Source organism: Microcoleus sp. B7-D4 (assembly GCF_036705125.1).
Taxonomy (GTDB): domain Bacteria; phylum Cyanobacteriota; class Cyanobacteriia; order Cyanobacteriales; family Microcoleaceae; genus Microcoleus.
This window is the reverse complement of record NZ_JAUBTT010000069.1, coordinates 24,942-48,810: the sequence shown is the minus strand read 5'-3', so window position 1 is coordinate 48,810 and position 23,869 is coordinate 24,942. Positions and strand designations below refer to the sequence as shown.

Below are 23,869 nucleotides of genomic sequence, written 5' to 3'. Positions count from 1 at the left end.
AACAGGCAAGATGCCTGTTCCACAAAAGATAAATTTTCTTGTGGAACAGGCATCTTGCCTGTTCCTAAAAAGCTAATGGAGAATGGTGCAATATCTCAGGTTAAATAAAAAAAAATCCCACCAAAAAACCGCAATCTACATATTATCCCATGCCCAATCCCCAATCCAACCTGCTCATCAACCTCTCCTTCCTAATTTCCAAACCAACCGGCTTAGCCATCTACGCCAAAAACCTATTTCCCCACCTAAAATCCCTCAACCCAACCTTACTAACAGCCGAAAAATTTGCCAATAACAACTGCTACCAAATCCCCGGCAACCTAACACCAGAACAAGGAACCAAAGGACACATCAACCGATTGGTGTGGACACAAACCCAACTCCCAAAAATTTACAAACAGCTAAAATCTAACCTATTATTTTCCCCAATTCCAGAAGCTCCTCTATTTGCAGGTTGCCGCTATATTATTACAGTACATGACTTGATAGCGCTGCGATTCCCCCGCCGCTTCGATCCTCTGACACCTTACCACCGCTATTACATTCCCCAAGTGCTGCGGCAGGCTCAACACGTCATCTGCGACTCAGAATCCACTGCCAAAGATATCGCTAATTTTTGCAAGATTCCTACTAATTTAATTACGCCAATTTTCCCCGGATACGACACCAGTTTTTTCCGTTTTTTAGACTTACCAACAAGCAATTATTTTCTTTATATCGGCCGCCACAATCATTATAAAAACGTGCAGCGAGTTGTAGCAGCCTTTGCTGCTTTGCATCATAATTCCGAATACGAATTGTGGATAGCAGGTTCGGAAGACAAACGCTATACACCGCTGCTGAAGGCGCAGGTTCAAGAATTGGGATTGGTCGATCGAGTAAAATTCCTAGATTACCTCCCCGCAGCCGACTTGCCCAAAGTTATCAACCAAGCGATCGCCCTGGTTTTCCCCAGTCTTTGGGAAGGCTTCGGCCTCCCCGTGCTCGAAGCAATGGGCTGCGGCACTCCTGTCATCACATCTAACCTGTCTTCAATGCCCGAAGTGGCAGGGGGTGCAGCCTTATTAGTCAACCCCTACAGCGTCGAGGAAATTGCCTCTGCTATGCACCAGCTTGCAGTCGATGCCAAAGTTCGATCGCACTTACGGGAGCTCGGTTTGGCTAGGGCAAAACAATTTAGCTGGGAAAAAACAGGCTTGGAAACTGCTGCTATTCTCGATCGATATCTTTAACGAAGGAAGTTCGGCAACGGATTCGGTAACGGATGTAACGGATGTAACGGATGTCGAGAAGAAGGAAGAGGGAAGTTCGGCAACGGATTCGGTAACGGATGTAACGGAAGGAAGAAGGAAGAGGGAAGAGGGAAGAGGGAAGAAGTAAGTAGGCCGATTTAATGACCCATGCCCCATGCCCCATGCCCCATGCCCAATTCCCCATTCCCCCTCCCCCTGACAGGCTGAGTTAGGGACTGTAGACCCCTTTTACTTATTGATACCCAACTGATCGCCGCGCTTGTACTGCTGATAAGCAGCAAAAAACAGCCCCGCCAGAGTAACAAAGATTAGGCCCAGAACAATACCTGAAAGCAGCGGTTCTACCATGAGATCTCCTTAACGTTAAGATTTAACAACCTATTTTTAATATTACCAGCACTTACCCAGATGAATTTTCCAAAAAGCGCCCTTCCTGGAGTATTAGATCTTGCTCTCCCCGCTGCGAACGATTAAGCTATGTTATGAGAAATAAATTTTCTTGTAGATACTATTTTTAATTGAACTCCTTTGAATAACCAACTTGCCAGGAATGAAATTAAAAACCCGATCGAGCGACTTGCTATATTTGCGCTAGCGGTGTTGCTTGCCATCATCTTGGCTACGCTCACAATACGTCAATTTCAAGTCGCCGATCCTTACGTCAAAAGCGTCCTATCCCTCACGGGCAACCCGTTTCAGGGTTCCGCCATCTTTCAAATGAACTGTGCGGGTTGTCACATATCCGTTTCAGACAGTCAAGTCGGGCCCAACTTGCACGGAGTTTCCGATCGCAAATCCGAATTCGATCTGATCCGGCAAGTCACCAGCGGGCAAACCCCACCAATGCCGCAGTTTCAACCGAGTCCGCAAGAAATGGCCGACTTGCTGAAGTATCTCGAACAAATTTGACAAAAGAAGGGGAACGGAATTCATTCCCCTTCTTTGGCAGATCCTCCAAACCCATGCTTAGAGGTTGTGCTTCCCGCTAGTCCCTCTGTGTTGGGACAGCAGGCAAGTGTATGCTCGGTTCTAACTGCCGAGTTTGATCTGCGGGCTAAACCAGCAAGCTAAAACTCTGAGCCGATAACTGGCTCGGCTGCACGCCCCTGAGTATAGCCAAAATCTGGTCGCTGTTGGCGATCGCGATCGCCGTCGAGCCGTTAGTTTCGGTTAATGACAGTTGATTGAAGTCCAAGCCTCCCACCAACTTGATCGAATCAACTCCTGCGGTGAAGTTGAAAATCGTGTCAATTCCTCCCCCCGCTGACAAGACAAAGCCATTGCTGCCAATGCCGCCGACGAGGGTATCGCTGCCACTGCCGCCAAAGAGCAAATCATCGCCGGTGTCAGCAAAGAGCAAATCATCGCCGCTGCCGCCAATTAAGGTATTGTTACCCTGGCCACCGCAGAGAGTGTCATTGCCTTGATCGCCAATTAGCACGTCGTCGCCAGCGCCGCCCAACATTACGTCATCGGCTTTGCCCCCGTACAATACGTCATTGCCTTCGTCGCCAGAAAGAGAGTCGTTGCCACGATTGCCATAAATCGTATCGTTACCGCGATCGCCAAAAATCAGGTCAAACCCTTTGCCACCGAAGAGAGTATCGCTATCGATGCCTCCGTAGAGAGTATCGTTGGCTATATTGCCATTGATGTAGTCGCCGCCCCCTCGACCAAAGATCAAATCGTTGCCGATCAACCCGAAGATAGAGTCACTGCCGGCACTACCCACGATCGTATCGTCGCCGTTAGGGCCATTGATCACATTACCCGCTGAAGGAGTGCCGGCCTCATTGGGAGTAGCGATCCTGGGGAAGTTCTCAGGGCAAACCAAATCTGTCGTTACAGGTGCAGGCGTCGGCGTCGTTACAGGTGCAGGCGTCGGCGTCGTTACAGGTGCAGGTGTCGGCGTCGTTACAGGTGCAGGTGTCGGCGTCGTTACAGGTGCAGGCGTCGGCGTCGTTACAGGTGCAGGCGTCGGCGTCGGTGCAGGCGTCGGCGTCGGTACAGGTGGCAGTGGCACTGGCGGCGGAGTCGGAGTCGGCGTCGGAGTCGGCGTCGGCGCTGGGAAGTTGCCGAAGTTGATGCCGGTGACAATAGCGCCTGAAGTTAGGGCGATGTCGGCGGGTTCGGGGGTGCTTTGGGTAAACCCAGTTTGGTTGACTTCCCTGACGCGGTAGGTTCCCGGCGTTAGGTTGGCGAACAGGTAGTTGCCAGTGTTGTCTGTGGTAGTAGTAACAGGAGCAGGAGCAGTTCCAGCTACGACATTGGTTAACTGAATTTGGAAATTGGGTAAACCCGGTTCTCCAGCATCCTGAGTGCCATTGTTGTTGGTGTCTTGGAACTTCAGACCTCGGATCGCCCCCGGTTGGGGCAGGAAGTTACCGAAGTCAATGCCTGTGATGTTATCTCCACTCTTAACCGCAAAGGGGGCGGGGTTGGGGGTCGTCTGCGTCCAGCCGTTTTGCTGGACTTCCCTTACCTGGAAAGTACCTGCGGGTATGTCCTTAAGAGTGTAGTTGCCCGTGGCATCGGTGATGGTAGTGGGTTCGCCCTGCTGAAACAATCCATCCGGAGTGATACTGTCGAGGAATATTTGCCAGTTAGCTAGCCCCAATTCTCCGGCATCCTTAATGCCGTTGTTGTTGAGGTCATTGAATTTTTGACCGCTGATAGTGGCCGGCTGGAAGTTGCCGAAGTTGATATTAGCGATGTCTTGACCGCTGGTGACAGTGATGTCCGCCGGGTCGGGGGTAGTTTGCGTCCAAGTAGGCTGCAAGACTTCCCGCACCTTGTAGGTACCTGCTGGCAAGTCGAGGAATTTGTAGTTGCCTGCGGGATCGGTGTCAGTGTTCGCTTCTCCCGTGTCGAGAGTGCCGTTGTTGTTTGTATCGAGGAAGAATTTCCAATTGGGAAGTCCTAGTTCCCCGGTATCTTGTACCCCGTTGTTGTTGAGGTCATTGAACTTCAGACCACTAATCGAGTTGGGTCTGAAGTTGCCGAAATTGTTGTTTTGGGAATCTGTGCCGCTGGTGACGGCGATCGTAAACGCGCCGGGAAGAGTAGGCCTAGCTGGATTGACAGGGGGTAGAGTTTGCGTCCAGCCTGTTTGTGGCACTTCCCGCACTGTATAAGTGCCGACTGGCAAGTTGGTGAACTGGTACTTGCCGGCGACATCGGTGACGGTGGCGTTGGTGCCTGTTTCGGCTGGTACTGCATCTTGGCTGCCGCTGTCGTTGGCATCCAGGTAGATTGTCCAGCCTCCTAGGGGTTGTTCTGCTGGCGCATCTTGGATGCCATTTTTGTTGAGGTCGTTAAATTTGATCCCGCTGATTTTGCCTAGTTGGAAGTTGCCGAAGTTGGTGGGAGTGGCTGCGGTGTTGGTGATGTTGACGCCACTGTTGGTAGTGATGCTGCCAGTGGGGGCAAGAGTTGGTTGCCAATCAGGCTTTGGCACTTCCCGCAGGGTGTAGGTGCCGGGTCCAACGTCGGTAAAGGTGTAGTTGCCGGTGGGATCTGTAGTTTTGGTTTGTGCCACTGTACCGGTGGCGGCGTTAACTAACTGAATATCAAAAGGAGTTGGCGGTGCTACCTCTCCCGCGTCTAGGGCACCGTTGCCGTTTTTGTCCTCGAATTTGGTACCGCTAATGGTGATGTTTTTGAAGATACCGAAGTTGGTGGGAGTCGCTGCGGTGTTGATGACCGGAGTACCGCTTAGGGCGGTAACGGGAATTGCGGCAGCGGGAAAAGAGATCCTAGAGCCGGCTGGGGCCGTGGCTTGTATTAAATATTTGCCCGGGCCGATATCGGAGAATGTGTAATCTCCGGCTCCGGCAGTCGGTACCGGCGCACCCACGATCGTATCTGTGGCTGCTTGGAATATGCCGTCGCCGTTGGTGTCTTTGTATAAAGTGACCGTGACCTCGTTTTGTGTGGTGTCATCGGACGTGAAGCCGTCGCCTTTGAGGTCTGTGTAGGTTTTGCCCGCGATCGAGGTTTTTTTGAAATTGCCGAAGTTAGCACCGGTAACATCAGCAGTACCAGTCGTCACCGTTGGTGCCAAAGTCTGCACCCAATCGGTTTGTAACGTTTCTTCGATCGCTGTATTTGCCTTAGTATCCGTGAGAGTGTATTGGCCGAGAGTGGCAGCAACGGCAGATGTTACATTAGTCTTCGTACCTGCGGTAATAGTCCAGCCGCCTAGACCTGGTTCAGTTGCCGCGGCACCTTGCAGGCTATCCCCGTTAAGGTCGTTGAATTTCTGACCCACGACCACGGGCCCGTACTCGTAAGCACCGATGTCAATATTCGGTTTGCTGACAAGAGTATTGTCAATTTTTCGAGGAAAGCCAGTACCTCGTTGGTCAAAAGCTGTAGCGCCCACTGCCGTTATTGTCGGGTCGCCCCCACCAATTGCAGGGTTGCTGCTGGTAGTGACGGGGCTGTTGTCAACTAGGGCCAGGGTGAACGGGCCGGTAGTTGCACCGTTGAGTCCGGCAGAGGCTGCTGGAGCTAATACATTTGCCAAAGGAACCGCTAATGCCTGAGCTGTGAAACCCGTGCTAGTGCCGAGAACCCCAATCAGGTTGTTATTTCCTGTGAATGCCCCTGTAACATCTGTGTCGGTAGTAGCAACGTTGCCAGCAACGATCGTGTTTTTGACTGTAACTGTACCGCCGTTGTTGTAAATTCCTCCGGCACTAGCAATCAGACTAGCCGGTATGCCAACTGTGGCTGCTGTGGAAGTGTTATAGGCGATCGTATTATTGGTCAGAGTAGCGGTAGCACCTAAGTTGACAAAAATTGCGCCACCTGCTGCTGTACCCGCACCTGCGGCCACATTACCAGCATTGCCACCAGTAACTGTGTTGCTATATAAGGTGCTGTTGGTCATGGTCAAAGTGCCACCGCCAACAAAAATCGCGCCGCCTAAACCTGCACCGCCGCCACCAAAGCCAATAGCACCTGCACCGCCAAAAGTGCCTCCAGCGCTTGCACCATTGCCACTACCGCCACCGCCGCCGAAGCCGCCAATACCGCCAGCGCCGATAGTGCCATTGATGTTGCCAGTGCCGAGTAGACCGCCAGCACCACCGCCGCCACCAAAGGCGCCAGCACCGCCAGCACCGCCATTGCCACCATTACCCTGGGTCCCACTACCAGCAGGACCGCCAAGGCCACCGGCACCTCCACCACCGCCGCCACTACCGACAACGCTACCAGCACCACCAGTGCCGCCAATGCCACCAGCCCCACCGTTTGTCCCGCCAGCAGTAGCACCAGTACCACCAGTACCACCTTTACCGCCTGTACCGCCTGCATTTCCAGAAGTGCCTGCTTCGCCGTTTTCACCTATTCCACCTGCCAGGCCAGTGCTATCTAGACCGGTGCGACCATCTCTGCCATTTGTCCCTGCCGTACCTCCGAATAAAGTACCCAGATCGGCGCTACCACCCTTGCCACCATTCCCAGCCACACCTGCACCGCCAACGGCAGAGTTATTAGAAAAAGTAACTCTGTCAACTGTGACTGTACCGTTGTTGATAAAAAGTGCGCCACCTAAGCCCGCAGCGCCACCACCACCGGTGGTTCCCGCGTTGCCTACTGCTTTTGCGGCATCAATGGTGAGGTTTGAGATGTTAAATGTTGTGTTATCAACTACGAAGGCACGGTTGTTATTGCCGCTGATCTTGAAACCACCGCCAACAATAGTGGTGGTGTCGGTAATTCTCGGCAATTGCCCTGCGAGGGTAATATCGGCAGTGAGAGTAATCGTGTCAGTGCCGCTGTTGATGTTGGCAACATTGATGGCATTTACCAGTCCGTTAAAGTCGCCAGTCGTTTGGTTCAAGTCAGCCAGTACGCCACTGTAAGCTTCCCTCGCCTCTGCTGAAAATGCTAAAGGTGTTTCTATGTTGCCCGTAGTTACTTCTAGTTCCCAGTCTCCACCCAGTGCCGCATTCCCGGTCAAGTTATCGGACGCGGCAATATTTGCCCCGGTGAGCTGGCTCAGCCTTTCCACGAAAGCCACACCTGCTTCTGTGGCGGCGACGTTGCAACCGTAAAGTAGAATTTCGGGTTTAGCTGTAATTGAAGAGTTCGAGTTTGTTTCGGCTGCTGGCAAAGCAAACCATGTTTCTAAATAATTGCGGTAGCTTTCAATGTTGCACAGATTTAGTTCTGTTGCTCCCAGTTGCAAGCTGGCTGCTGCACCGTGAGACAAAATGTGGACGGCTGCAATGTTTTTCCGCTGTTTAAGTGTTTCGGCGATTTGCTCGATGCCGTCGCGATCGGCTTTGAGAATAACAATTTCTGTATCGGGATTGAGCGTTTCTGTTAAACTTTCACAATCTTTAACTTGTGAATCAGCAAAAACTATCTGGTGTTTCCGTTCTTTATAGATTTCCACGTTCAAATTCTCCTGGTACACGCACACATCAAATTCATATCACAAACCAACCGCAGCAACGATCGAGCTTTTTCCAGCGCGGATGAGAGTCGTTGGCGAAGCCCGCCCCTACGGGGGCTACGCCAACGAAGAGGATCGCCCCTAATTTCACCTAACCTAACTTTCACCTAAATGGAATATTGACAAAAACTTTTTTATATGCTCCCCTGCCCTAACTGAGTTAGTTTGATTGTTTAGAAGTCTTAAAGGGGGATATTGTTCCGGCTGGTACAACAATAATGTTGGAGAAGACTTGCGCGCTGTTTATTGATATGTCAGAGATGGAGAAAAAACCAGATTTTATAAAAATTGTCAATCGAATAGTTAACTGATGGCTATCTATAACCTTTCTCAGAAAGATGAGGTACTCATGGGCATAGGGCATAGGGCATAGGGCATAGGGCATAGGGTATAGGGCATACCTCACCACGCTTGAGAACCGCTATATATTTGTTAGTCAAGAGTCATCAGTCACGGTTATTAGCTGTAAGCTGGTGTTATTTGGTAGTTGTTAGCTGCTGAATTATCGGTATGTGCGATCCTCTTCGAGGGCTTCGCTAACGACCAACCGCCCTCAAATTTGTTTGTAGTGAGGAATGCAAGTCCTCTGAGTTTTATGAAGACTTGCATTCCTCACTACAAAAGTTAAAAAAGTTCTTTTACAGGAATAGATAGGACTGATTAATCCTCACCTAAAGCATCTAGGATACAAGCCCCCGGATTCATCCGTCCAGAAATAAAAAACGTGCATCCGATGAAACTTGCCCCCCGAATTTATCCGTGGGGCCAATGCTAAAATCTAAAATCTAAAATCTAAAATCTAAAATCGATTGACTCATGACTAATATTTATGGAGACTATTATACTCAAGAGACCGGGAAGAGGAAAGAAAATTTGGCGTCACCGTCCAGAATATTAACTCCTCTTCCATTTGGGGAATCCAAAACTCACTAATTACCAAGTTTCTTCATCGGGATTATTGGAATTGCTCCAGATTTCTACATCTAAATCATTGAGATACATCAGAGCCGTTTCAATCTGTTTACTTGTACCGTTCAGTTCCAAGTCAAACCAACCGTCATCTAAAGTTTTGACACCCAACAAAGCGGCATTAAAATTCACCGTCAAACCGTATTCAGAAATCAGGTTAGAAATCACAGGTTCCTGATGGTATTCTTTAGGAACACGAATGCGAATGCGGGTTTGAGTTGGTCTGCTGTCACCACTATCAGAGTGGGGAATATCTGATTCTTGGGTTCTGTGAAAATTGTCGATCGCCTCAAATTCAGATTCGCTAGTGTTGTTAGCTAACATTTGGGACTCCTAATTTTTGTTTCAGTTTACACTTTGCACCAATATCTTGTAGGATATGCCGCTGTGAGATTTTCGAGCTTCCAACCAGATTGTCGATAGCGCCGCACCTTACTAATGAATCGTTTGAGGGATGAGGTTCACAGCGCGCACCCTAAATCCCTAATGACTAATGACTAATGACTAATGACTAATGACTATTCTTCAACTTCTTTTATCCTAGTTTTGCGTTCTAAAATCTCCTTAAGCACGAGAGTAACAACTGCTAAAAGACCGAGAACTACCGCCGCCGAAAATGCCGCTTGCGTCGCGTACTGCTTGTAAGCATCCTCTACAAACAAAGGCAAAGTTTGCGTTTTCTTAGCAATATTTCCCGACACCACAGAAACAGCTCCAAATTCTCCCATTGCTCTAGCATTGGTCAAAATTACTCCGTAAAGCAATCCCCAGCGAATACTGGGAAGCGTGACATTCCAGAAAATTTGCCAGTCATTTGCTCCCAAAGTTTTCGCCGCCTCTTCTTGATCTGTTCCTACTTCTTCCAAAACAGGAATTACTTCGCGGGCCACAAAAGGCAAGGTAACAAAAGCAGTAGCTAGCACCATTCCAGGGAAGGCAAAAATAACCTTGATATTGGCCGCCTCCAGCCACGACCCGAACCATCCTAGCCGACCGTAAAGCAGTACAATCATTAAACCTGCAACTACGGGAGAGATGGCAAAAGGCACATCTAAAAGGCTGATTAATAGCGTCCGACCCGGAAATTTGTTGCGACCAATTACCCAGGCTGCACACAAACCGAATACTGTATTTACAGGTACAACTATCAGAGAAATTACCAGGGTTAGTTGCGCTGCGTGCAGAAAATCTGGGGAGGTTAAGTTAGAAAAAAATGGCTCAAATCCCTTTCGGAAAGCTTGGTAAAAAACGTTGAGAGTAGGGATAAATAAGACAAGAGCGAGATAGCCGATCGCAATTCCGATTAAAGTTGGTTTTACCCAAGCTTTTTCCTGACTCCGACTAGAACCTGCGGGAGGAAATGTGTAACCAGCGGGTGAATTGATATTAGCCGTCATAGCGTCTTCTCCATGCTTGTAAGAGATTAATGGCGAACAGCATTGCCAGGGAAATACCTAACATGACAGTGCCGATAACTGTTGCTCCTGCATAGTCGTACTGTTCCAATCTTTGAAAAATTAATACGGGCGCGATTAAATCTTTGAACGGTATGTTAGAAGCTACAATTACAGTAGATCCGTACTCGCCAACCGCTCGCGAAAAGCCGAGTGCTACTCCGGTTAAAATAGACGGAAATAGCGGTGGCAAAACTACGCGCCAGAAAGTTTCAAATTGAGAAGCACCTAAGCACCAAGCTGCTTCTTCAATCTCTTTTTCCATCTCGTTTAAAACTGGCTGTACGGTTCTAACTATAAATGGCAAGGAAATAAATATCATCGCTATACCTACGCCCAAGCGAGTAAAGGATATCTTGATTCCCAAAGGTGCAAAAAGCGAACCAATCCAGCCGTTATCGCTGTAAACTGTGGCGAGAGTTAAACCGGCGACGGAGGTAGGCAGTGCAAAGGGCAAATCGACGACTGCATCGACAATCCGTTTTAAGGGAAAGTCGTAGCGGACTAATACCCAGGCAATTAATGTGCCGAAGACTCCGTTAATTAAGGCCGCAATTAATGCCGTAAAGAAGGTGACATCGTAGGCGGAAAGGGCGATCGGACTGGTGGCAATTTTCCAAAACTCGACCGGGTTTGCTGTGCTGGCTTTCAGCAGCATAGCTGTAACTGGGAGGAATAGCATTAAGCTGAGGTAGCCTAGGGTGATTCCCCAAGGTAATGTTATTTTGCCCAGCCCCTTTTTGATATTTTCGATCGGAGATTGAGGGTTACTGATTGCAGATGATCCAGCCATAAGTCAATAGTTTTGAGTTGGAAAGAATAATTGCTGTAGGGGCGGGTTTTACCAAAAATAATTGCCTAAAACCAATCATCTGGTAAACCCGCCCCGGCTCATTAGATAGATGTAGGGTGCGTCGCCATCCTACAATCTGCAAGGCGCGATCGCATATCTAGCAGCGAGGCGCCATACCAGATACGGGTTTTACCGATCGTATTTGACTAAAACCAATCAACTCGTAAACCCGCCCCGGCCACTACTGTTTAATTGAACCTTGGATTTTGTCAAAAACAGCTCCGTCATCGAAGAATTTTTTCTGAATATCTCCCCAACCTCCTAAGTCTTGAGCTGTAAATAGGGTTTTGATGGGGGCATATTTTTGGACAAATTCTGGTTCCGCCGCTACTGTCGCATCTACTGGGCGGAAGCCTACTTTGGCAAATTCTCGCTGAGCTTCTGGGGAGTAGAGAAACTTGACAAATGCTTCGGCGACTTCGCGAGTACCGTGTTTATCAACGTTTTTATCGACAATGGCAATGGGATTGTCGATCGAAACATTGACTTCGGGAATACTATAAGTCGGTTTTTCGCCTTTCTCACCAGCCAAAATAATCTCGTTTTCGTAGTTAATTAAGGCGTCGCCTTGCCCTTGTTTGAAAAATACGTCGGTGGCTTCGCGGGCGTCTTTAGTCAGGATGGGGACGTTTTTGTAGACTTTAGTAGTCAAGTCTAATGCTTTGGTTTCGTCTCCTCCGGTTTTAACAACCGATCCCCAGAGTGCGAGGAAATTCCAGCGGGCAACGCCTGATGTTTTAGGATCGGCAGTAATCACTTTTACTCCGTCTTTGCTTAAATCTTCCCAGGTTTTGATGCCTTTGGGATTGCCTTCGCGGGTGACTATTGCTCCTACGGATTTGCTGACTATGCCTTCGTTGGGGACTTCTTTTTCCCATCCAGGCTCAATGAGTCCGGCTTTTTCGATTTTTGCGGTGTCGAGGGCGAGGGCTAGGTGTACGATGTCTGCTTCTAAACCGTCAATTACGGCGCGAGTTTGGGAACCGGAACCGCCGTAGCTTTGGTTGAAGGTGACGGTTTGGCCTTTTTCTTTTTGCCATTGTTCTACGAATTTGGGAATTATCGCTTCGTGGGCGGCTTTGGTGACGGCGAAGGATACTAGGGTTAATTCTACGTTGCCTTTGTTGGCTGCTGGGCTAGCACCGCCTGGACTGCTGCCGGGACTGGCTGCGGGGTTGTTGGTGGTTCCCTGGCCGCAGGATGCAACGGCTAGACTTAAAGTTATTCCCACTAAAAATAGTGACACAAATCTTTTCAGCCCAGTCAATGATTTATTTGTACCGGCTGGTGGCTGTTGCGGCCAGTGAAGGTGTTGAGTTAGGCGTTGCCACGGGCTCATTATATTTGTTCCTCTAGATAAAGTACGGTTTTTAGGTAGGAATACCGTAATTATGGTTGTGAAGTACGATTATAGACAAGAGCGAGTGAAATGGCAACAAAAAAAACAAATTGGGGGAACTCAGGGTCGATCGCATATCCTGAAGTCTTTTCCGTCGGTGTTTTCTAGTCAGATTCGGGGTAAAATGTAAAGTGTATAAATAAATATTATTATTAAGTTAAGGTGCTAAGCTGGCGCGGCTGCACGATTCGCCTGCACGATACGCCTTACATATAGCATCGGCCGATCGCCCAAATCTAATAGCCCTGCCAAGAGTCCCCGCCCCAGGGGGATATGTCTGACTCGCGCGATCGCCCTTAAGTAAGAAAAAGTTTTAACTGGTATGTCCTTACCCCGCCCAGTCTCAGACACCCTAATTGAACTGTTGAAGCCTGTAGCCTCGGAATTGGGAGAAAGATTGGGAGCAAGCGCTGTCAACGAACGCTATGCAGAAATTGAGCCCTCTGGTTCTTCAGCTTTGAACCAGCAAATCAAAAAAGACCCCCGCTGGATTAAAGCACAAGTGAGATATTTGCAGCGGCAGCAGGCCAGAGAACAAGAATTAATCGCGATCGCCGACGCAGAAGAAAGGGTAAAGGAAGAACGGGCTAATCGAATTAAGGCACAAGAAGTAAGAGATAAGCGGGCAATTAGTCGGCTTTGCCGCGACTTAATGCGGGAGTTTCAATCCGAAGCAATTCGAGTTAAGCTGAACGAAATTCAAACAATTTGGGACAGGGACAACTGGTTTTCTAATTTGAGCAGGCAGGAAACTGAACAGATTTTGCAGCAGCAACAGCACCGATTGCTGCTGTTAGTTGCTCCCGCAAAAATTAGCCAAGATTGCCCCGATTCGTTTCGCCACAATCTGAATATCGAGCTGCCGGCTAAGTTAAGAGCTTTTTTGAACCAGCACTACCCCCCGCACGGAGAGTTGTGCCCGGTTCAGTTTTACGGAGACTATTTCAAAAAATCCATTTCTGATATTGATGTGGAGCGGTTGCAGACTGTGTTGTCTCCCGTACCGACAGCTATACTGTACAGCGATATCAGCGATTATGAAGTTAATTTTCATGTGGGTTTTTGGGGAGTCATCAATCAGAGCGTTTCTCTAGTGGCGATGCAGCCTTGGAATTGGGAAGAGGTTTATCACCAGTTGGAGGCGGAGGGAAAAGATAGAAAGCTGAGCTTGCGGATTATTAGGCAAATAATTGTGACAATTCACAAATTATTGGCGGCTTTTTTAGCGGATTTGTATTATTTAAATATCGATTTTACTCACGAACCTCAGCTATTTACATTAGAGGCGGAATTTGCTCAGGAATGGTTTTCTAAAGATTGGGCAAAACCGTATATTGAAACTCTTAAAGAAATTCAGGAGCAGCAGCGAATAGTCTATAAGGGAGAGATGCGGCGGCTGGCGCTGCGAGAGGCGAAAGCTAGGGCGGAACGCCAGCGTTTGGAGGAGGCTGAACTCAAACGCAGAGAGGAAGCTGAGGCTGCAGCTAAGCGCGTGAAGGAATTAGCTCACAAATTAAAACATCAGAAATGGCGGTGTGTATATACGCTGCCGGGACATTCATCGTTTGTGAATTCTCTGGCGATTAGCCCTGACGGCAAAATTTTGGCTAGCGGTAGTTGGGATAAAACTATTAAGATTTGGGATTTAGAAACCACGGAATTAATTGGCACTCTGACGGGACATTCCGATCGCGTAAATTCAGTTGCTATTAGCTATGACGGAAAAATGTTGGTCAGCGGCAGTTCGGACGAAACAATTAAGTTTTGGAATTTGCACAACGGTGATTTGCTGTGTACTTTTCCGGGACATTCTATGGAGGTGAATTCGGTGGCGATTAACCCGAAGGGCCTGGTAATTGCTAGCTGCGGCGGGGCTGATAATACGATTAAGCTTTGGAATTTGCGGAGTGGCGAGTTGCTGCGGACTTTGAGGGGTCATTCTGACAATGTGAATGCGGTGGTTTTTAGCCCAGACGGTAAAATATTGGCGAGTGGTAGTTCGGATGCGACGAGCAAGGTTTGGGATGTGGAAAGTGGCAAGTTGCTGCGGACTCTTTCGGGGTTGAATGTTGGGGTGAATTCTGTGGCGATCGCGCCGGATGGTCAGATTCTTGCTAGCGTGAGCAATGATTATACGATTAAGCTGCGGAATTTGCAGACGGGCAGTTTGTTGCGGATTTTAAATACTAATTCTGGGAGGGGAAAGGGTGTAACGAATTTAGGAACGAATGAGGCGCTGCATATTTTGCAAAATTATGTGAGTCGGGGCGAGTCGGTTGCTATCAGTCGGGACGGTTTGACTTTGGCTAGCGGGTGCGATGATAATACGATTAATATTTGGAATTTGCAGACGGGGGAGTTGTTGACCAGTCTTAAGGGACATTCGGGTACGGTGTACTCGGTGGCGATCGCACCTTCGGGCAATTTGCTCGCCAGCGGGAGTGCGGATCAGACGATTAAGATTTGGCGCTGCGATTAGTTAATTGGCAGTGGGCTGTGGGCAGCGGGCAGACAATTCCGGTTTTGCCCTTACGGGGAGGGGTTTTGAGCGAATTTGAAAAAAAAGTTGGCTGGGGGGGTTGCGCTAATCACTATAAGTTTGCTATATTAAGTTTCACTGCTGGTGTAACTCAGTTGGTAGAGTAGCTGATTTGTAATCAGCCTGTCGCAGGTTCAAATCCTGTCACCAGCTTTACTCTAAATGCTCTAAATGTTTGTATCTTAAATCCCCGACTTCTTGGAGAAGTCGGGGATTTTGGTATTCTGTTTTTTAAGAAATCAGGAGACTGCACGTGCTGTTTCCCTACAATACTACAATATTATTTTGGCGTAGGGACACCGCACTGTGCCCATTGGTGTCAACTTAAGCTGTCAGCCAGCCCAGCCCGTTAGTCAGCCCGCGAGTCCGCCAGGGAATGAATTCCCTGTCTAATAGCAAAAGTCCTCTTAAGAGGACTAAGCTGTTCTGCATTTAAATTGTCTGTCAAAAAACAATCTAACTCTTGTGGGGTGGGCGTCCCGCCCGCCCTGAATATGCAATTTAAAGGCGCGGCGCGACAGCTTAATGAGTTCTTCAGTCCTCTTAAGAGGACTTTCGCTTTGAGACAGGGGTTTCAACCCCTGTCGGACTTTCGGTTTGACCTTAAGTTGACATCTATGAGCATTGCAGTGTCCTCGGTATCATTCCGGTGCAACCGGAATTGATATCACAAAGGGTGCGGCTGCTTTTTTCAACCATTCAATTGTTGCTGCATCAAGTACGGGTTCCAGTTTCTCGACTACAGCAGCATGATAATTATTCAACCATGCTAGTTGAGTCTTTGACAGCCGATCGACATTTATTAATTTGCGCTCAAACGGAATATACGTCAGCGATTCAAATCCGTACCAAACCGAACCGTTTTTTGAGGGCATTTCCCTGACAACATAGAGATTTTCGATGCGAATTCCGCCCCATCCCGGTTCGTAATATCCCGGTTCGATGCTTGTTACCATTCCGGCTTCCAGGGGATACTGCACAGATTTGCTGATGCCGTTTGGCCCTTCGTGGCCTGCTAAAAACGCGCCGACTCCGTGCCCTGTACCGTGTCCGTAGTCTAGCTGTTCTTGCCATAATACCGCACGGGCGATCGCATCTAATTGCGCTCCCGTTGTTCCTTTGGGGAATTGCTGCATTGCACAGTTGATGTGCGCGATTAAGACGGTTGTGTAGTGTTCTATTTGTAGCGCCGTCGGTTCTCCGATACTTACTGTTCTCGTATCGTCGGTTGTACCTGCTAAATATTGCGCGCCTGAGTCCAATAACAGCAGTTCCCCCGGTTTTAACGTTATTTCAGGGCTGGGGGTTCCGTAATGTACGATCGAGCTATTGGCTCCCGCACCGGCGATCGTTCTAAAAGTTAAAGTCTGAAAATCTGTTTCTTGCTGGTAAAAATGTTCGATGCTTTCTTTGACATCAAACTCGGTAACTACCTTACCATTTTCTAGCTGTTCTGTCAACCACTTTAAAGTCAAAGTTTTCGCTCGACTTGCTTTAAAATTGGCTGATTTCATCTGCTCAATTTCTACGGGATTTTTGCGAGCTTTCATCCCTTCTACCGGATGTGCCTTAAAAACTATTTCGATGTTGTAAAACTGCGCTTCTTGATGGTTTAATATTAACTGGTACGTGCCTGCTGTGCTGTGTTTCGGGTCTAAAAGTACCCGAACTTTATGTGGCAAATTTACGCAAGTTTCTAATGTATGCGGATAGTCTGCGTAGGGAAGCAAAGTTACATCCGCACGCAATTCTTGCTTGATTTCTGGTGAAATTCGTTCGGGATTTGTAAACAAAAACGCTGAATCTGTGGTGACAATGGCATAGGATATGAAAATGGGGATGTGGGGAATATCCGAGCCTCGGAGATTGAACAGCCACGCTATTTGATTCAGGTTGGTAATCGGAAGCACATCGATATTGGCTTTTTGCATCGCTTCCCTGACTCTGGCTAATTTTTCGGCGGCGGTTTCTCCTGTCAGGGATGCAGGTAAGCTAAATATTGGCTCTGCATCAATCGCGGGTAAAGTCTCTGCTGTTTGCCAAGGAGTTTGCGATCGCACTTTGTCTGTCAAATTCTCCCGGATTGGTATGAGCTCAATCTCCGCAGTTGCAAATTTTTTCACCCAATTTTGATATTGCTCTGTCGCTACGGTAAACGGGTCAAAACCCATGCGAATTTTCCTTGATTTTTCTGCAGATTCTACAGCCAGTTTTTCTAAAGTTTCAATTAACGTTAAATTTCCTTCTAAGCCGAGTTTCGATATTTGAATAATTCCAGTATCGACTTGCAATTCGGCTTGTTCGTAATAGCGGGAATCCACAAACAACCAAGCGGAATCTTTGCCAACCAACAAATCACCAGCGGAGCCCGTAAAACCGCACATCCAAGCTCGCCGCTGCTTCGCTGCTGGAACTGATAAATTTAAGTGTTCGTCAACCGCTGGTATGTAATAGCAATCTAAGTCGTAATCTGCCATCAAATCACGCAAGTCTGCCAGTTTGGCAGCGGAGGTATCTTGAATATTTGTATTTGCTTTCAAGTTCGTGGCAACCATTTTTAAATTTCCTATTTTACTTGTTTAAAATTGTCTTCAAACCTTTAACTAATCTCCTAATACCTGCGGTGGCGGTTGCTTTCTCCAAAGCACCGTAAGCAACGCGCAAATAGCAGCCGTTATCCATGCCGAAGGTTGTACCGGGAAGGACTGCTACGTGATATTCGCGAATTAATTGTTCTACTAATTCCATTGTATCGAGTTCAGTATCAACTTTCAAGAAAAAGTAGAAAGCTCCGCAGGCTGGGGAAATTGTACACAAATTTTGGATAGTATTGAGTTCGTCTAATACGAGTTGGCGCACGGATGCGATCGCCCTTACATAATTATCGCAGTAACCTCTACCAACTTGCAAGGCTCCCAGGGCTGCATACTGAGAAATTACGGGCGGACAAATTAAGATGGTATCTTGAATCTTTCTCACAGAAACGAGCAAGTGTTCTGGTATTACCATATACCCGATCCGCCAACTCGCAAAACCGTATGCTTTGGAGAGGCTAAACAGAGAAATTGTATGTTCGCTGCTGTTGGGAAAAGCGGCGGGCGAACAGTGTTGGACGCCGTTATAAGTAAAATATTCGTAGGCTTCATCGCTGATGTGATAGATGTTGTGCTGGCGACAAATTTCGTTAACTTCCCGGAGTGCTTCGCCAGGATAAACGACGCCAGTTGGGTTGTTGGGTGAAACGGTGACTATGGCTCGCGTTTTGTCAGTAATTGCTTTTTTTATAGCATCGATATTAAGTTGATAGTTTGCGTCGGTTTCTACTATCACTGGTCGGCAATTTGCCATAATAGCCGCCATTTCGTGATTGAAGTAATAAGGTGATGGGATAATAACTTCGTCCCCCGCCGAAGTGATAGCGAGAATGGCGTTGGTAAATCCCATGTTGCTGCCGGCGGTAACGACAATGCAGTTGTTGCTGTTAATTTCTATGTCGTTATCTGTTTTTAGTTTGGCTGCGATTGCATCCTGTAATTGTGGAATTCCTTCCACGGCTTTGTATTTGTGATTGTCGGGATTGGCGAAGAATTCGGGGATTTTTTCAAATGATTCTTGTGGCGGATTGTAGTAAACTACGCCTTGTCCTAATGATATCGTTCCCGGATTTTGGCGAATCAGTTCGCCAACTACGGGAATTATTGGCGACTGTACCGATTGCATTCGGGTCGCGTGATTTTTCATCATATATTATAGGTAATTGTAGGGGCAGATTTAGTGAGAATGTACGTCCTTAAGCAAGTTTACTATTTCATACACGCGCCTCCACTTCAGGATCTATGTAATTCTATTTTAGAACCTTGCGGGGACTTAAACACTTTAACTTGTGCGGGCAATCTTTCGCCCAATTCTCGAACGTGGGTAATGACTCCAATCAGCCTGTCTCGCTGCCGCAAAGATTCTAAAATTTGAGTAACGCTTTCGAGAGTTTCGGTATCTAAAGTACCAAATCCTTCATCGAGAAACAAGCTGCCCAAGTGAGCCCCTTGAGACAGTTTCTCTGACAAAGCTAAAGCCATTGATAAGGAAGTTGCAAAGGTTTCGCCGCCGGAAAGGGTTCGCACTCGTCTAGCTTCGCCGCCGTTCCAATTATCTGCTACCCAGTATTCGCCGTCTTGGTTTTTTAGTTTGTAGCGATTTTCGGTTAATTCTTGCAAAATTAATGTGGCGCTGCCGACTAATTCTGCTTCTAAATGTTCTAAAATGTAGGATTGAAATTCGTTGGATTTGAGATTCTGCGCTAAGGTGTGATAAGTTTGCTCTTGTTCTGTGAAATTTGTGATTTGCTGTGACAGTCTTTCGGCTTGTTCGAGATTTTGGGCTGCTACTTGAATCCAAGCTAAAAGTTCGGCGCGGTTGTTGTTGGCTTGTTTAAGGTTTTCTTGGGCGGTACGTTTTGCCGATCGCACTTGTGCTAAAGTATTTTCATCGGTAGTTCTGCCTGCGATCGCCTCGCTCAAATCTTTCGCCCGCGTCTCTAACTGAATTTTTGATTCGCGGTGAGAGCGAATAGCATTTTCCCATTCTGATTGTTCCTTAACTGTCGCAACCGCTGCTAAAAATGTCTCTTCTGTGAAATCAGCCGCCGTTAATTTTGCTGACCAATCCAGGTTTAGCTGCTGTTTCTGGGCTTGGGCTTGCCCAAAAGCCTCTCCAGCTTGTTGCTCTCTCTCTGCGGCTTGAATAACCTTATTTTGAGCAGTTTGATAGGATTTTTCGGCAACTTTTAGCAGATTTGCCAAGTCTTGCTTGTCTTGTTCTAAGACTTTTGCTAAATTAGCATAAGGTTGATATTCGGTAATTTGATAAAGCGCATTTACACAACTTTGGAACTGCTGCTGGCGGCGGTCTGATTCGGCGATCGCATCTTGATATTCCTGCTGTTTAGCTGCTTGAGTCGCCACCGCCAAATTAAATCTTTCCTGAAAATTATCATATTCCAATGATGCCAGTTGGAACTGCTGTTCGGTTTCGCGGTATTGGCGATCGCTCTCTTTAAGGATTGCCAACTCCTGCTGCAACCCCAAGCTTTCCCACTGAGGATTTTCCAGAATTTGAGTGATTTGCTGCTGCAATTCGGCAACTCTATTCGCTGTTAATTCGAGCATTTGAGCAATTTCCGACTCTTTTTGCTGGCAAGCTGAAGCTGTACTTTTTGCCTCAGCAGCCAACCTTTGAGCATCTTGAAAAAGCTGATTTGCCGCCGCCAATTTCCGCCGCAAATCAGCGACATCGACAATATTAGAATCTGGCAAAGGAGGCAGGCTCTCGCTCTCAGGATGCACCCCCCCGCACACCGGGCAAGTATCGCCAGAATTCAGCGACATTCTGATAGCAGCCACACTCTCTAAACGTGCCGCTTCCGCATTAGCGGTTTCCGCCACTTCTAACTCGCGGGCGCACTCTTTTAGCCTGAGTTCAACGGCTTCTAAATTAGTGGTAGCCTTCACATAATTTTTTTGAGCGCTTTCCTTCTGCGCCAGAGATTTATCCAACTGTTCTTGCTGAGTCTTTTGCTGCTTGGTAATTAGCTGAAGTTCCATCAATAAGGGTGAAATTTGCTGCAATTGCTCTAAACGCTTTCCTCCCCGCGCATACTGTTCGAGCTGTGCCGCTGCTTGAGTAACTCGAAAACCCGCACCTTGAATTTTAGTGTTAGCAGCTTGCAGGTCTTTATCTGCAGCCATAAAAAAGCGGAGTTTTTCCTGTTGAATTTTTTGGGCAAGCGCAACTTCTTTTTCTAATTGAGCGCGCTGTTCTTCATATACTTTAGCAGTAGCTAGAGCATCTTCGCGAGCCTTAATTTGTGGCGCTAGCACCTCTTCTTTGGCTTTTGCCGCGTCAAGTTGCTGCTGCTCTACTGCCAGCTCAGAGCGAGCTTTAATTAACTGCTTTCTCGCTGCCACCGAGGCACTTTCGGCAGTTTCATACTGACTGCGAGCCGATCGCACTAAAGCCCAATCTCCCTGTAAATGATTGGCAGCTTGCGCTCTTTCTAAACGCTGTGCTAAAATTTCCATTTCAGCGGAATTAGCATTTAATTGGGCCAATTGTTGTTGTAACTCTTGCCAGCGAGCGATTTGCGAAAATAGCTGTTCCTCTTCATCTAGAGCCTTCTGAGCTTTCATCACAGCGCGATCGAACTCAGGCAACTGCTGCTCTAAAATCAAAAGTTGCGATCGTCTTTGATCCACCTCATCCGCCGTCGGCGCACTCAGCTCAGCTAGCTGCCTTTCCACCATTTCCCGTTCTTGTTTCAGCAACTTTGCGAGTTCATTTGTTTCCTTCCGCATCTGCTCAAAAATCTCAAATCCTGCTAGCTGTCGCAAAATTTCCCGGCGTTTTGAAGTATCCCCTTTAATAAACTCATCAAACTTGCCTTGAGGCAGAACAATTGCTCGCGTAAAAGTATCAAAATCCATTCCTAAAATCTGTTCAATGGTATTTTGAACAGCAACAATACTCGTTCCCAAAGTTTCCCATTGGCCATTTTGCCAGTTGTCCAAAATCACCTTATTTTCAGGATATTTCGGACGGAAACGCCACCTTCGCGTCACCCGGTACTGTGCCGAACCCACAGCAAAACGCAACTGCACTTTTAAATTTTCGCTGCCTTGGCTCGCCAAATCACTTACTTGTTTGCCACTGCGAGTAGTAGTGCCAAAAAGAGCGTAAGTCATGGCATCTAGCAGTGAAGATTTGCCCGCACCTGTAGCACCAGTAATGGCAAACAAATCGAGTTGAGAAAAATCTAAACGCTGTTCGCGGTGGAAGCTGGTAAATCCTTCGAGAATAAGTTCGAGTGGACGCATACTGATTTTAGATTTTAGATGGTGGATTTCTATTACTCTTTACCAGGCTCTGCCTGGTAAAGCAGATCCGGAGGCTCTGCCTCGAATTTTCCTATTTAAGCGCGAGGCAGGGCCTCTGGATATTGGTTCCCAGACGGAGCCTGGGAACCAGTTATTGTATCTTTTCCTATTTAAGCGCGAGGCAGAGCCTCTGGATATTGGTTCCCAGACGGAGCCTGGGAACCAGTTATTGTATCTTTTTACGCATTTAATTATTAACTGTTTCCTTAAACTTCTTGTACAAGTTTTGAAATTCCTCCAATACTGCCGGTTTCGGTGTCGTTCCCAAGCGGTTTTGATAATAGTTACAAAACTCTGCTGCCGGATCGAAATTATTGGGATCGATATTAGTTATTTCTGTTGCTTCTAGCGCTGCATCTGGATAGCGCGGTTCAATTAACAGCGCTTGGGAACAGATTTGGCGCACTCGATCGGCAAGTCCGATTTGCGGACTGTCCAGTTCGACAATTACTTTCAAGAAACCAGGATGATACTGATGAGCTTCTAAAGTTTCATCAAGATTGTCGTTATGACATTTAAGCACTTTTAACGGCTTGTGGCAAGCCACAGGCTTAAATTCCACCTTTGCCTGACTTCCCGGCTCAACTTCTATCAAGCAAAATCCTTTTTCCTGTTCCGCTTCTCCAAAATCTAACTGAATCAAAGAACCGGAATAATAAGCGGGAGAAGTCTCAGAAATTCGCTGGTGAATGTGGATATGTCCGAGGGCAACATACTGAGCTTCCGGCGGCAGAGTTTCCGAGGACAGCAGATATTTTTCTCGCGTGTAATAAGCGACTTCGGATTTTGCCAATCGAGCGCCGTCAATGCTCATGTGTCCCATGAGAAAATTGACAGTATTGTCTCTAAACTCCCTGGTTAAATCTTCTAGTAAATATGCTACGATTTCGCGGTAATCTTTTCGGCGATCGGCATCGCCAGACTGCCAGAGAGAATTAGCATCTAACAGTCTTTGTTCGGAAGCAAAAGGCATCGCTCCCACACAAAGTTTACCGCTTTTTGTATTAAGAGTAATTGTGCCACCGTCGGCGGAAAGCCTGGGTTTGCCTAAAGCGCGAACACCGGCGAGGGAAAGCAATTGCGCGATGCTGTCGATGCGGGAGGCCGAATCGTGATTACCGGCGATCGCAATTGCGGGAATTCCTGCCGCTTGGAGTTCGCAGAAAAAGTTATAAGCAATGCGTTCGGCGTAAGCGGGAGGGTTGGGCACGTCGAAAATGTCGCCGGCAACGAGTACAGCATCGACATCCAAGGCTTTTGCTTGCTTCAAAATCTGTTCGAGGGCGATCGCAATTTCGGAAGTGCGATCGATCCCTCGGAAACGCCGCCCTAAATGCCAGTCAGCAGTATGAATTATTCGCATAGTACGAGGAGTATTTTGTTTATGTTAATAGAAACGCGCCACTTTTCAATCTTCCTCATTTTCTTTAATTGCTGTTTCAATCTCATCAGGATATGCCTCAGCATAACTAAAAGCATTCACCAAATCTGCTGCACAGAGATAGGGATGACCTTCTAAAATATGAGCATCGGTGGCATCTTGACGGCGATAACTTATTAACAGCCAAACAGGAATCCGCGTTTTTCGGATACAGGCTTCACCGCCCATGACACCGGGAGTCTTTTGAATTCCATACCAGAGGTATTCTATCATTTCTACTCACTCCGAAGGACGGTTAACTCGAATCAGTAAACTTCTCACTGTTTCTCGATTAGCAATAGCTTCATTAATCCGTAAAGCCAGCCTATCCCTATTTGAATCATCTTTACAAACAATGATACCAGCATGGTCTGGTTGTAATGTATGCAGCCTGATAAAATGACGGCGATTGAGCGTTAAAATAGCGCGGTCAATACTCACTGCAAAAGCTAACACTTCTTCATCAGGAATTTGTTGATTAGCATTTCCTGCTTCCTGTACGGTAAGGACATCGTGGCCTAAAGTCCTCAGCAATTCCACAAGCCGCCTCGGAAATTGTTCATCTGCATAGAAACGCGCCACTT

At 47.5% G+C, this 23,869-nt stretch carries 16 protein-coding genes and 1 tRNA gene; 5 read left to right on the top strand and 12 right to left on the bottom strand.

What is annotated here, in order from left to right:
• The first annotated feature begins 149 nt into the window (after positions 1–149).
• Positions 150–1,232: a glycosyltransferase family 1 protein gene (locus tag QUB12_RS25200; protein ID WP_333308930.1), complete on the top strand. Its 1,083-nt coding sequence runs from the start codon at positions 150–152 to the stop codon at positions 1,230–1,232.
• Positions 1,123–1,380: a hypothetical protein gene (locus tag QUB12_RS25195; protein WP_333308934.1), complete on the top strand. Its 258-nt coding sequence runs from the start codon at positions 1,123–1,125 to the stop codon at positions 1,378–1,380. The genes QUB12_RS25200 and QUB12_RS25195 overlap by 110 nt, the downstream gene beginning before the upstream one ends.
• A 101-nt stretch (positions 1,381–1,481) precedes the next feature.
• On the opposite strand, the gene petG is transcribed toward QUB12_RS25195, so the two are convergent.
• Positions 1,482–1,601, bottom strand: a complete 120-nt coding sequence (gene petG / locus QUB12_RS25190) for a cytochrome b6-f complex subunit V (RefSeq protein ID WP_006632329.1) — start codon at positions 1,599–1,601, stop codon at positions 1,482–1,484.
• Positions 1,602–1,781: 180 nt separating this feature from the next.
• Between petG and QUB12_RS25185 the strand changes: the two genes are divergently transcribed.
• A complete protein-coding gene (locus QUB12_RS25185; protein ID WP_333144177.1) occupies positions 1,782–2,162 on the top strand; it encodes a c-type cytochrome in 381 nt (126 codons plus the stop codon).
• Between the two features lie 145 nt (positions 2,163–2,307).
• On the opposite strand, the gene QUB12_RS25180 is transcribed toward QUB12_RS25185, so the two are convergent.
• The 5 genes from QUB12_RS25180 to QUB12_RS25160 all read right to left on the bottom strand — a co-directional run bounded on the left by QUB12_RS25180 (position 2,308) and on the right by QUB12_RS25160 (position 12,337).
• Positions 2,308–7,662, bottom strand: coding sequence for an SdrD B-like domain-containing protein (locus QUB12_RS25180; RefSeq protein ID WP_333144178.1), 5,355 nt, complete (start codon positions 7,660–7,662; stop codon positions 2,308–2,310).
• A gap of 993 nt (positions 7,663–8,655) precedes the next feature.
• Positions 8,656–9,015, bottom strand: coding sequence for an NIL domain-containing protein (locus QUB12_RS25175; RefSeq protein WP_333144179.1), 360 nt, complete (start codon positions 9,013–9,015; stop codon positions 8,656–8,658).
• Between the two features lie 194 nt (positions 9,016–9,209).
• The gene (gene cysW, locus QUB12_RS25170; RefSeq protein WP_333308928.1) at positions 9,210–10,088 is read right to left on the bottom strand and encodes a sulfate ABC transporter permease subunit CysW; all 879 of its coding nucleotides are present in this window, start codon (positions 10,086–10,088) and stop codon (positions 9,210–9,212) included.
• Entirely contained in the window at positions 10,078–10,938 is an 861-nt protein-coding gene (gene cysT / locus QUB12_RS25165) for a sulfate ABC transporter permease subunit CysT (RefSeq protein WP_333144181.1), read from the bottom strand. Before cysT ends, cysW begins: the two co-directional genes overlap by 11 nt.
• 241 nt (positions 10,939–11,179) lie before the next feature.
• Entirely contained in the window at positions 11,180–12,337 is a 1,158-nt protein-coding gene (locus tag QUB12_RS25160) for a sulfate ABC transporter substrate-binding protein (RefSeq protein WP_333308926.1), read from the bottom strand.
• 382 nt (positions 12,338–12,719) lie between these two features.
• On the opposite strand from QUB12_RS25160, the gene QUB12_RS25155 reads away from it, so the two are divergent.
• Positions 12,720–14,876: a WD40 domain-containing protein gene (locus QUB12_RS25155; protein WP_333308924.1), complete on the top strand. Its 2,157-nt coding sequence runs from the start codon at positions 12,720–12,722 to the stop codon at positions 14,874–14,876.
• Positions 14,877–15,016: 140 nt separating this feature from the next.
• Positions 15,017–15,089: transfer RNA gene (locus QUB12_RS25150), tRNA-Thr, on the top strand.
• Between the two features lie 488 nt (positions 15,090–15,577).
• On the opposite strand, the gene QUB12_RS25145 is transcribed toward QUB12_RS25150, so the two are convergent.
• The 6 genes from QUB12_RS25145 to QUB12_RS25120 form a co-directional block, all read right to left on the bottom strand.
• The gene (locus tag QUB12_RS25145) at positions 15,578–17,491 is read right to left on the bottom strand and encodes an aminopeptidase P family protein (protein ID WP_333308923.1); all 1,914 of its coding nucleotides are present in this window, start codon (positions 17,489–17,491) and stop codon (positions 15,578–15,580) included.
• A 16-nt stretch (positions 17,492–17,507) separates the two neighbouring features.
• The gene (locus tag QUB12_RS25140) at positions 17,508–18,677 is read right to left on the bottom strand and encodes a pyridoxal phosphate-dependent aminotransferase (RefSeq protein WP_333308932.1); all 1,170 of its coding nucleotides are present in this window, start codon (positions 18,675–18,677) and stop codon (positions 17,508–17,510) included.
• An 86-nt stretch (positions 18,678–18,763) separates the two neighbouring features.
• Positions 18,764–21,805, bottom strand: coding sequence for an SMC family ATPase (locus QUB12_RS25135; protein ID WP_333308921.1), 3,042 nt, complete (start codon positions 21,803–21,805; stop codon positions 18,764–18,766).
• 247 nt (positions 21,806–22,052) lie between these two features.
• Entirely contained in the window at positions 22,053–23,228 is a 1,176-nt protein-coding gene (locus QUB12_RS25130; protein WP_333308919.1) for an exonuclease SbcCD subunit D, read from the bottom strand.
• A 45-nt stretch (positions 23,229–23,273) separates the two neighbouring features.
• Positions 23,274–23,519, bottom strand: a complete 246-nt coding sequence (locus QUB12_RS25125) for a DUF433 domain-containing protein (RefSeq protein WP_445300675.1) — start codon at positions 23,517–23,519, stop codon at positions 23,274–23,276.
• Positions 23,520–23,525: 6 nt separating this feature from the next.
• Positions 23,526–23,867, bottom strand: coding sequence for a DUF5615 family PIN-like protein (locus QUB12_RS25120; protein ID WP_333308916.1), 342 nt, complete (start codon positions 23,865–23,867; stop codon positions 23,526–23,528).
• Between the last annotated feature and the right edge of the window lie 2 nt (positions 23,868–23,869).

Coding starts and splice junctions, on each gene's coding strand:
- cysW (WP_333308928.1), bottom strand. CDS start 10,088: ATGACGGCTAATATCAATTCACCCGCTGGTTACACATTTCCTCCCGCA.
- QUB12_RS25135 (WP_333308921.1), bottom strand. CDS start 21,805: ATGCGTCCACTCGAACTTATTCTCGAAGGATTTACCAGCTTCCACCGC.
- QUB12_RS25125 (WP_445300675.1), bottom strand. CDS start 23,519: ATGATAGAATACCTCTGGTATGGAATTCAAAAGACTCCCGGTGTCATG.
- QUB12_RS25160 (WP_333308926.1), bottom strand. CDS start 12,337: ATGAGCCCGTGGCAACGCCTAACTCAACACCTTCACTGGCCGCAACAG.
- QUB12_RS25195 (WP_333308934.1), top strand. CDS start 1,123: ATGCCAAAGTTCGATCGCACTTACGGGAGCTCGGTTTGGCTAGGGCAA.
- cysT (WP_333144181.1), bottom strand. CDS start 10,938: ATGGCTGGATCATCTGCAATCAGTAACCCTCAATCTCCGATCGAAAAT.
- QUB12_RS25200 (WP_333308930.1), top strand. CDS start 150: ATGCCCAATCCCCAATCCAACCTGCTCATCAACCTCTCCTTCCTAATT.
- QUB12_RS25175 (WP_333144179.1), bottom strand. CDS start 9,015: ATGTTAGCTAACAACACTAGCGAATCTGAATTTGAGGCGATCGACAAT.
- QUB12_RS25130 (WP_333308919.1), bottom strand. CDS start 23,228: ATGCGAATAATTCATACTGCTGACTGGCATTTAGGGCGGCGTTTCCGA.
- QUB12_RS25155 (WP_333308924.1), top strand. CDS start 12,720: ATGTCCTTACCCCGCCCAGTCTCAGACACCCTAATTGAACTGTTGAAG.
- petG (WP_006632329.1), bottom strand. CDS start 1,601: ATGGTAGAACCGCTGCTTTCAGGTATTGTTCTGGGCCTAATCTTTGTT.
- QUB12_RS25145 (WP_333308923.1), bottom strand. CDS start 17,491: ATGGTTGCCACGAACTTGAAAGCAAATACAAATATTCAAGATACCTCC.
- QUB12_RS25140 (WP_333308932.1), bottom strand. CDS start 18,677: ATGAAAAATCACGCGACCCGAATGCAATCGGTACAGTCGCCAATAATT.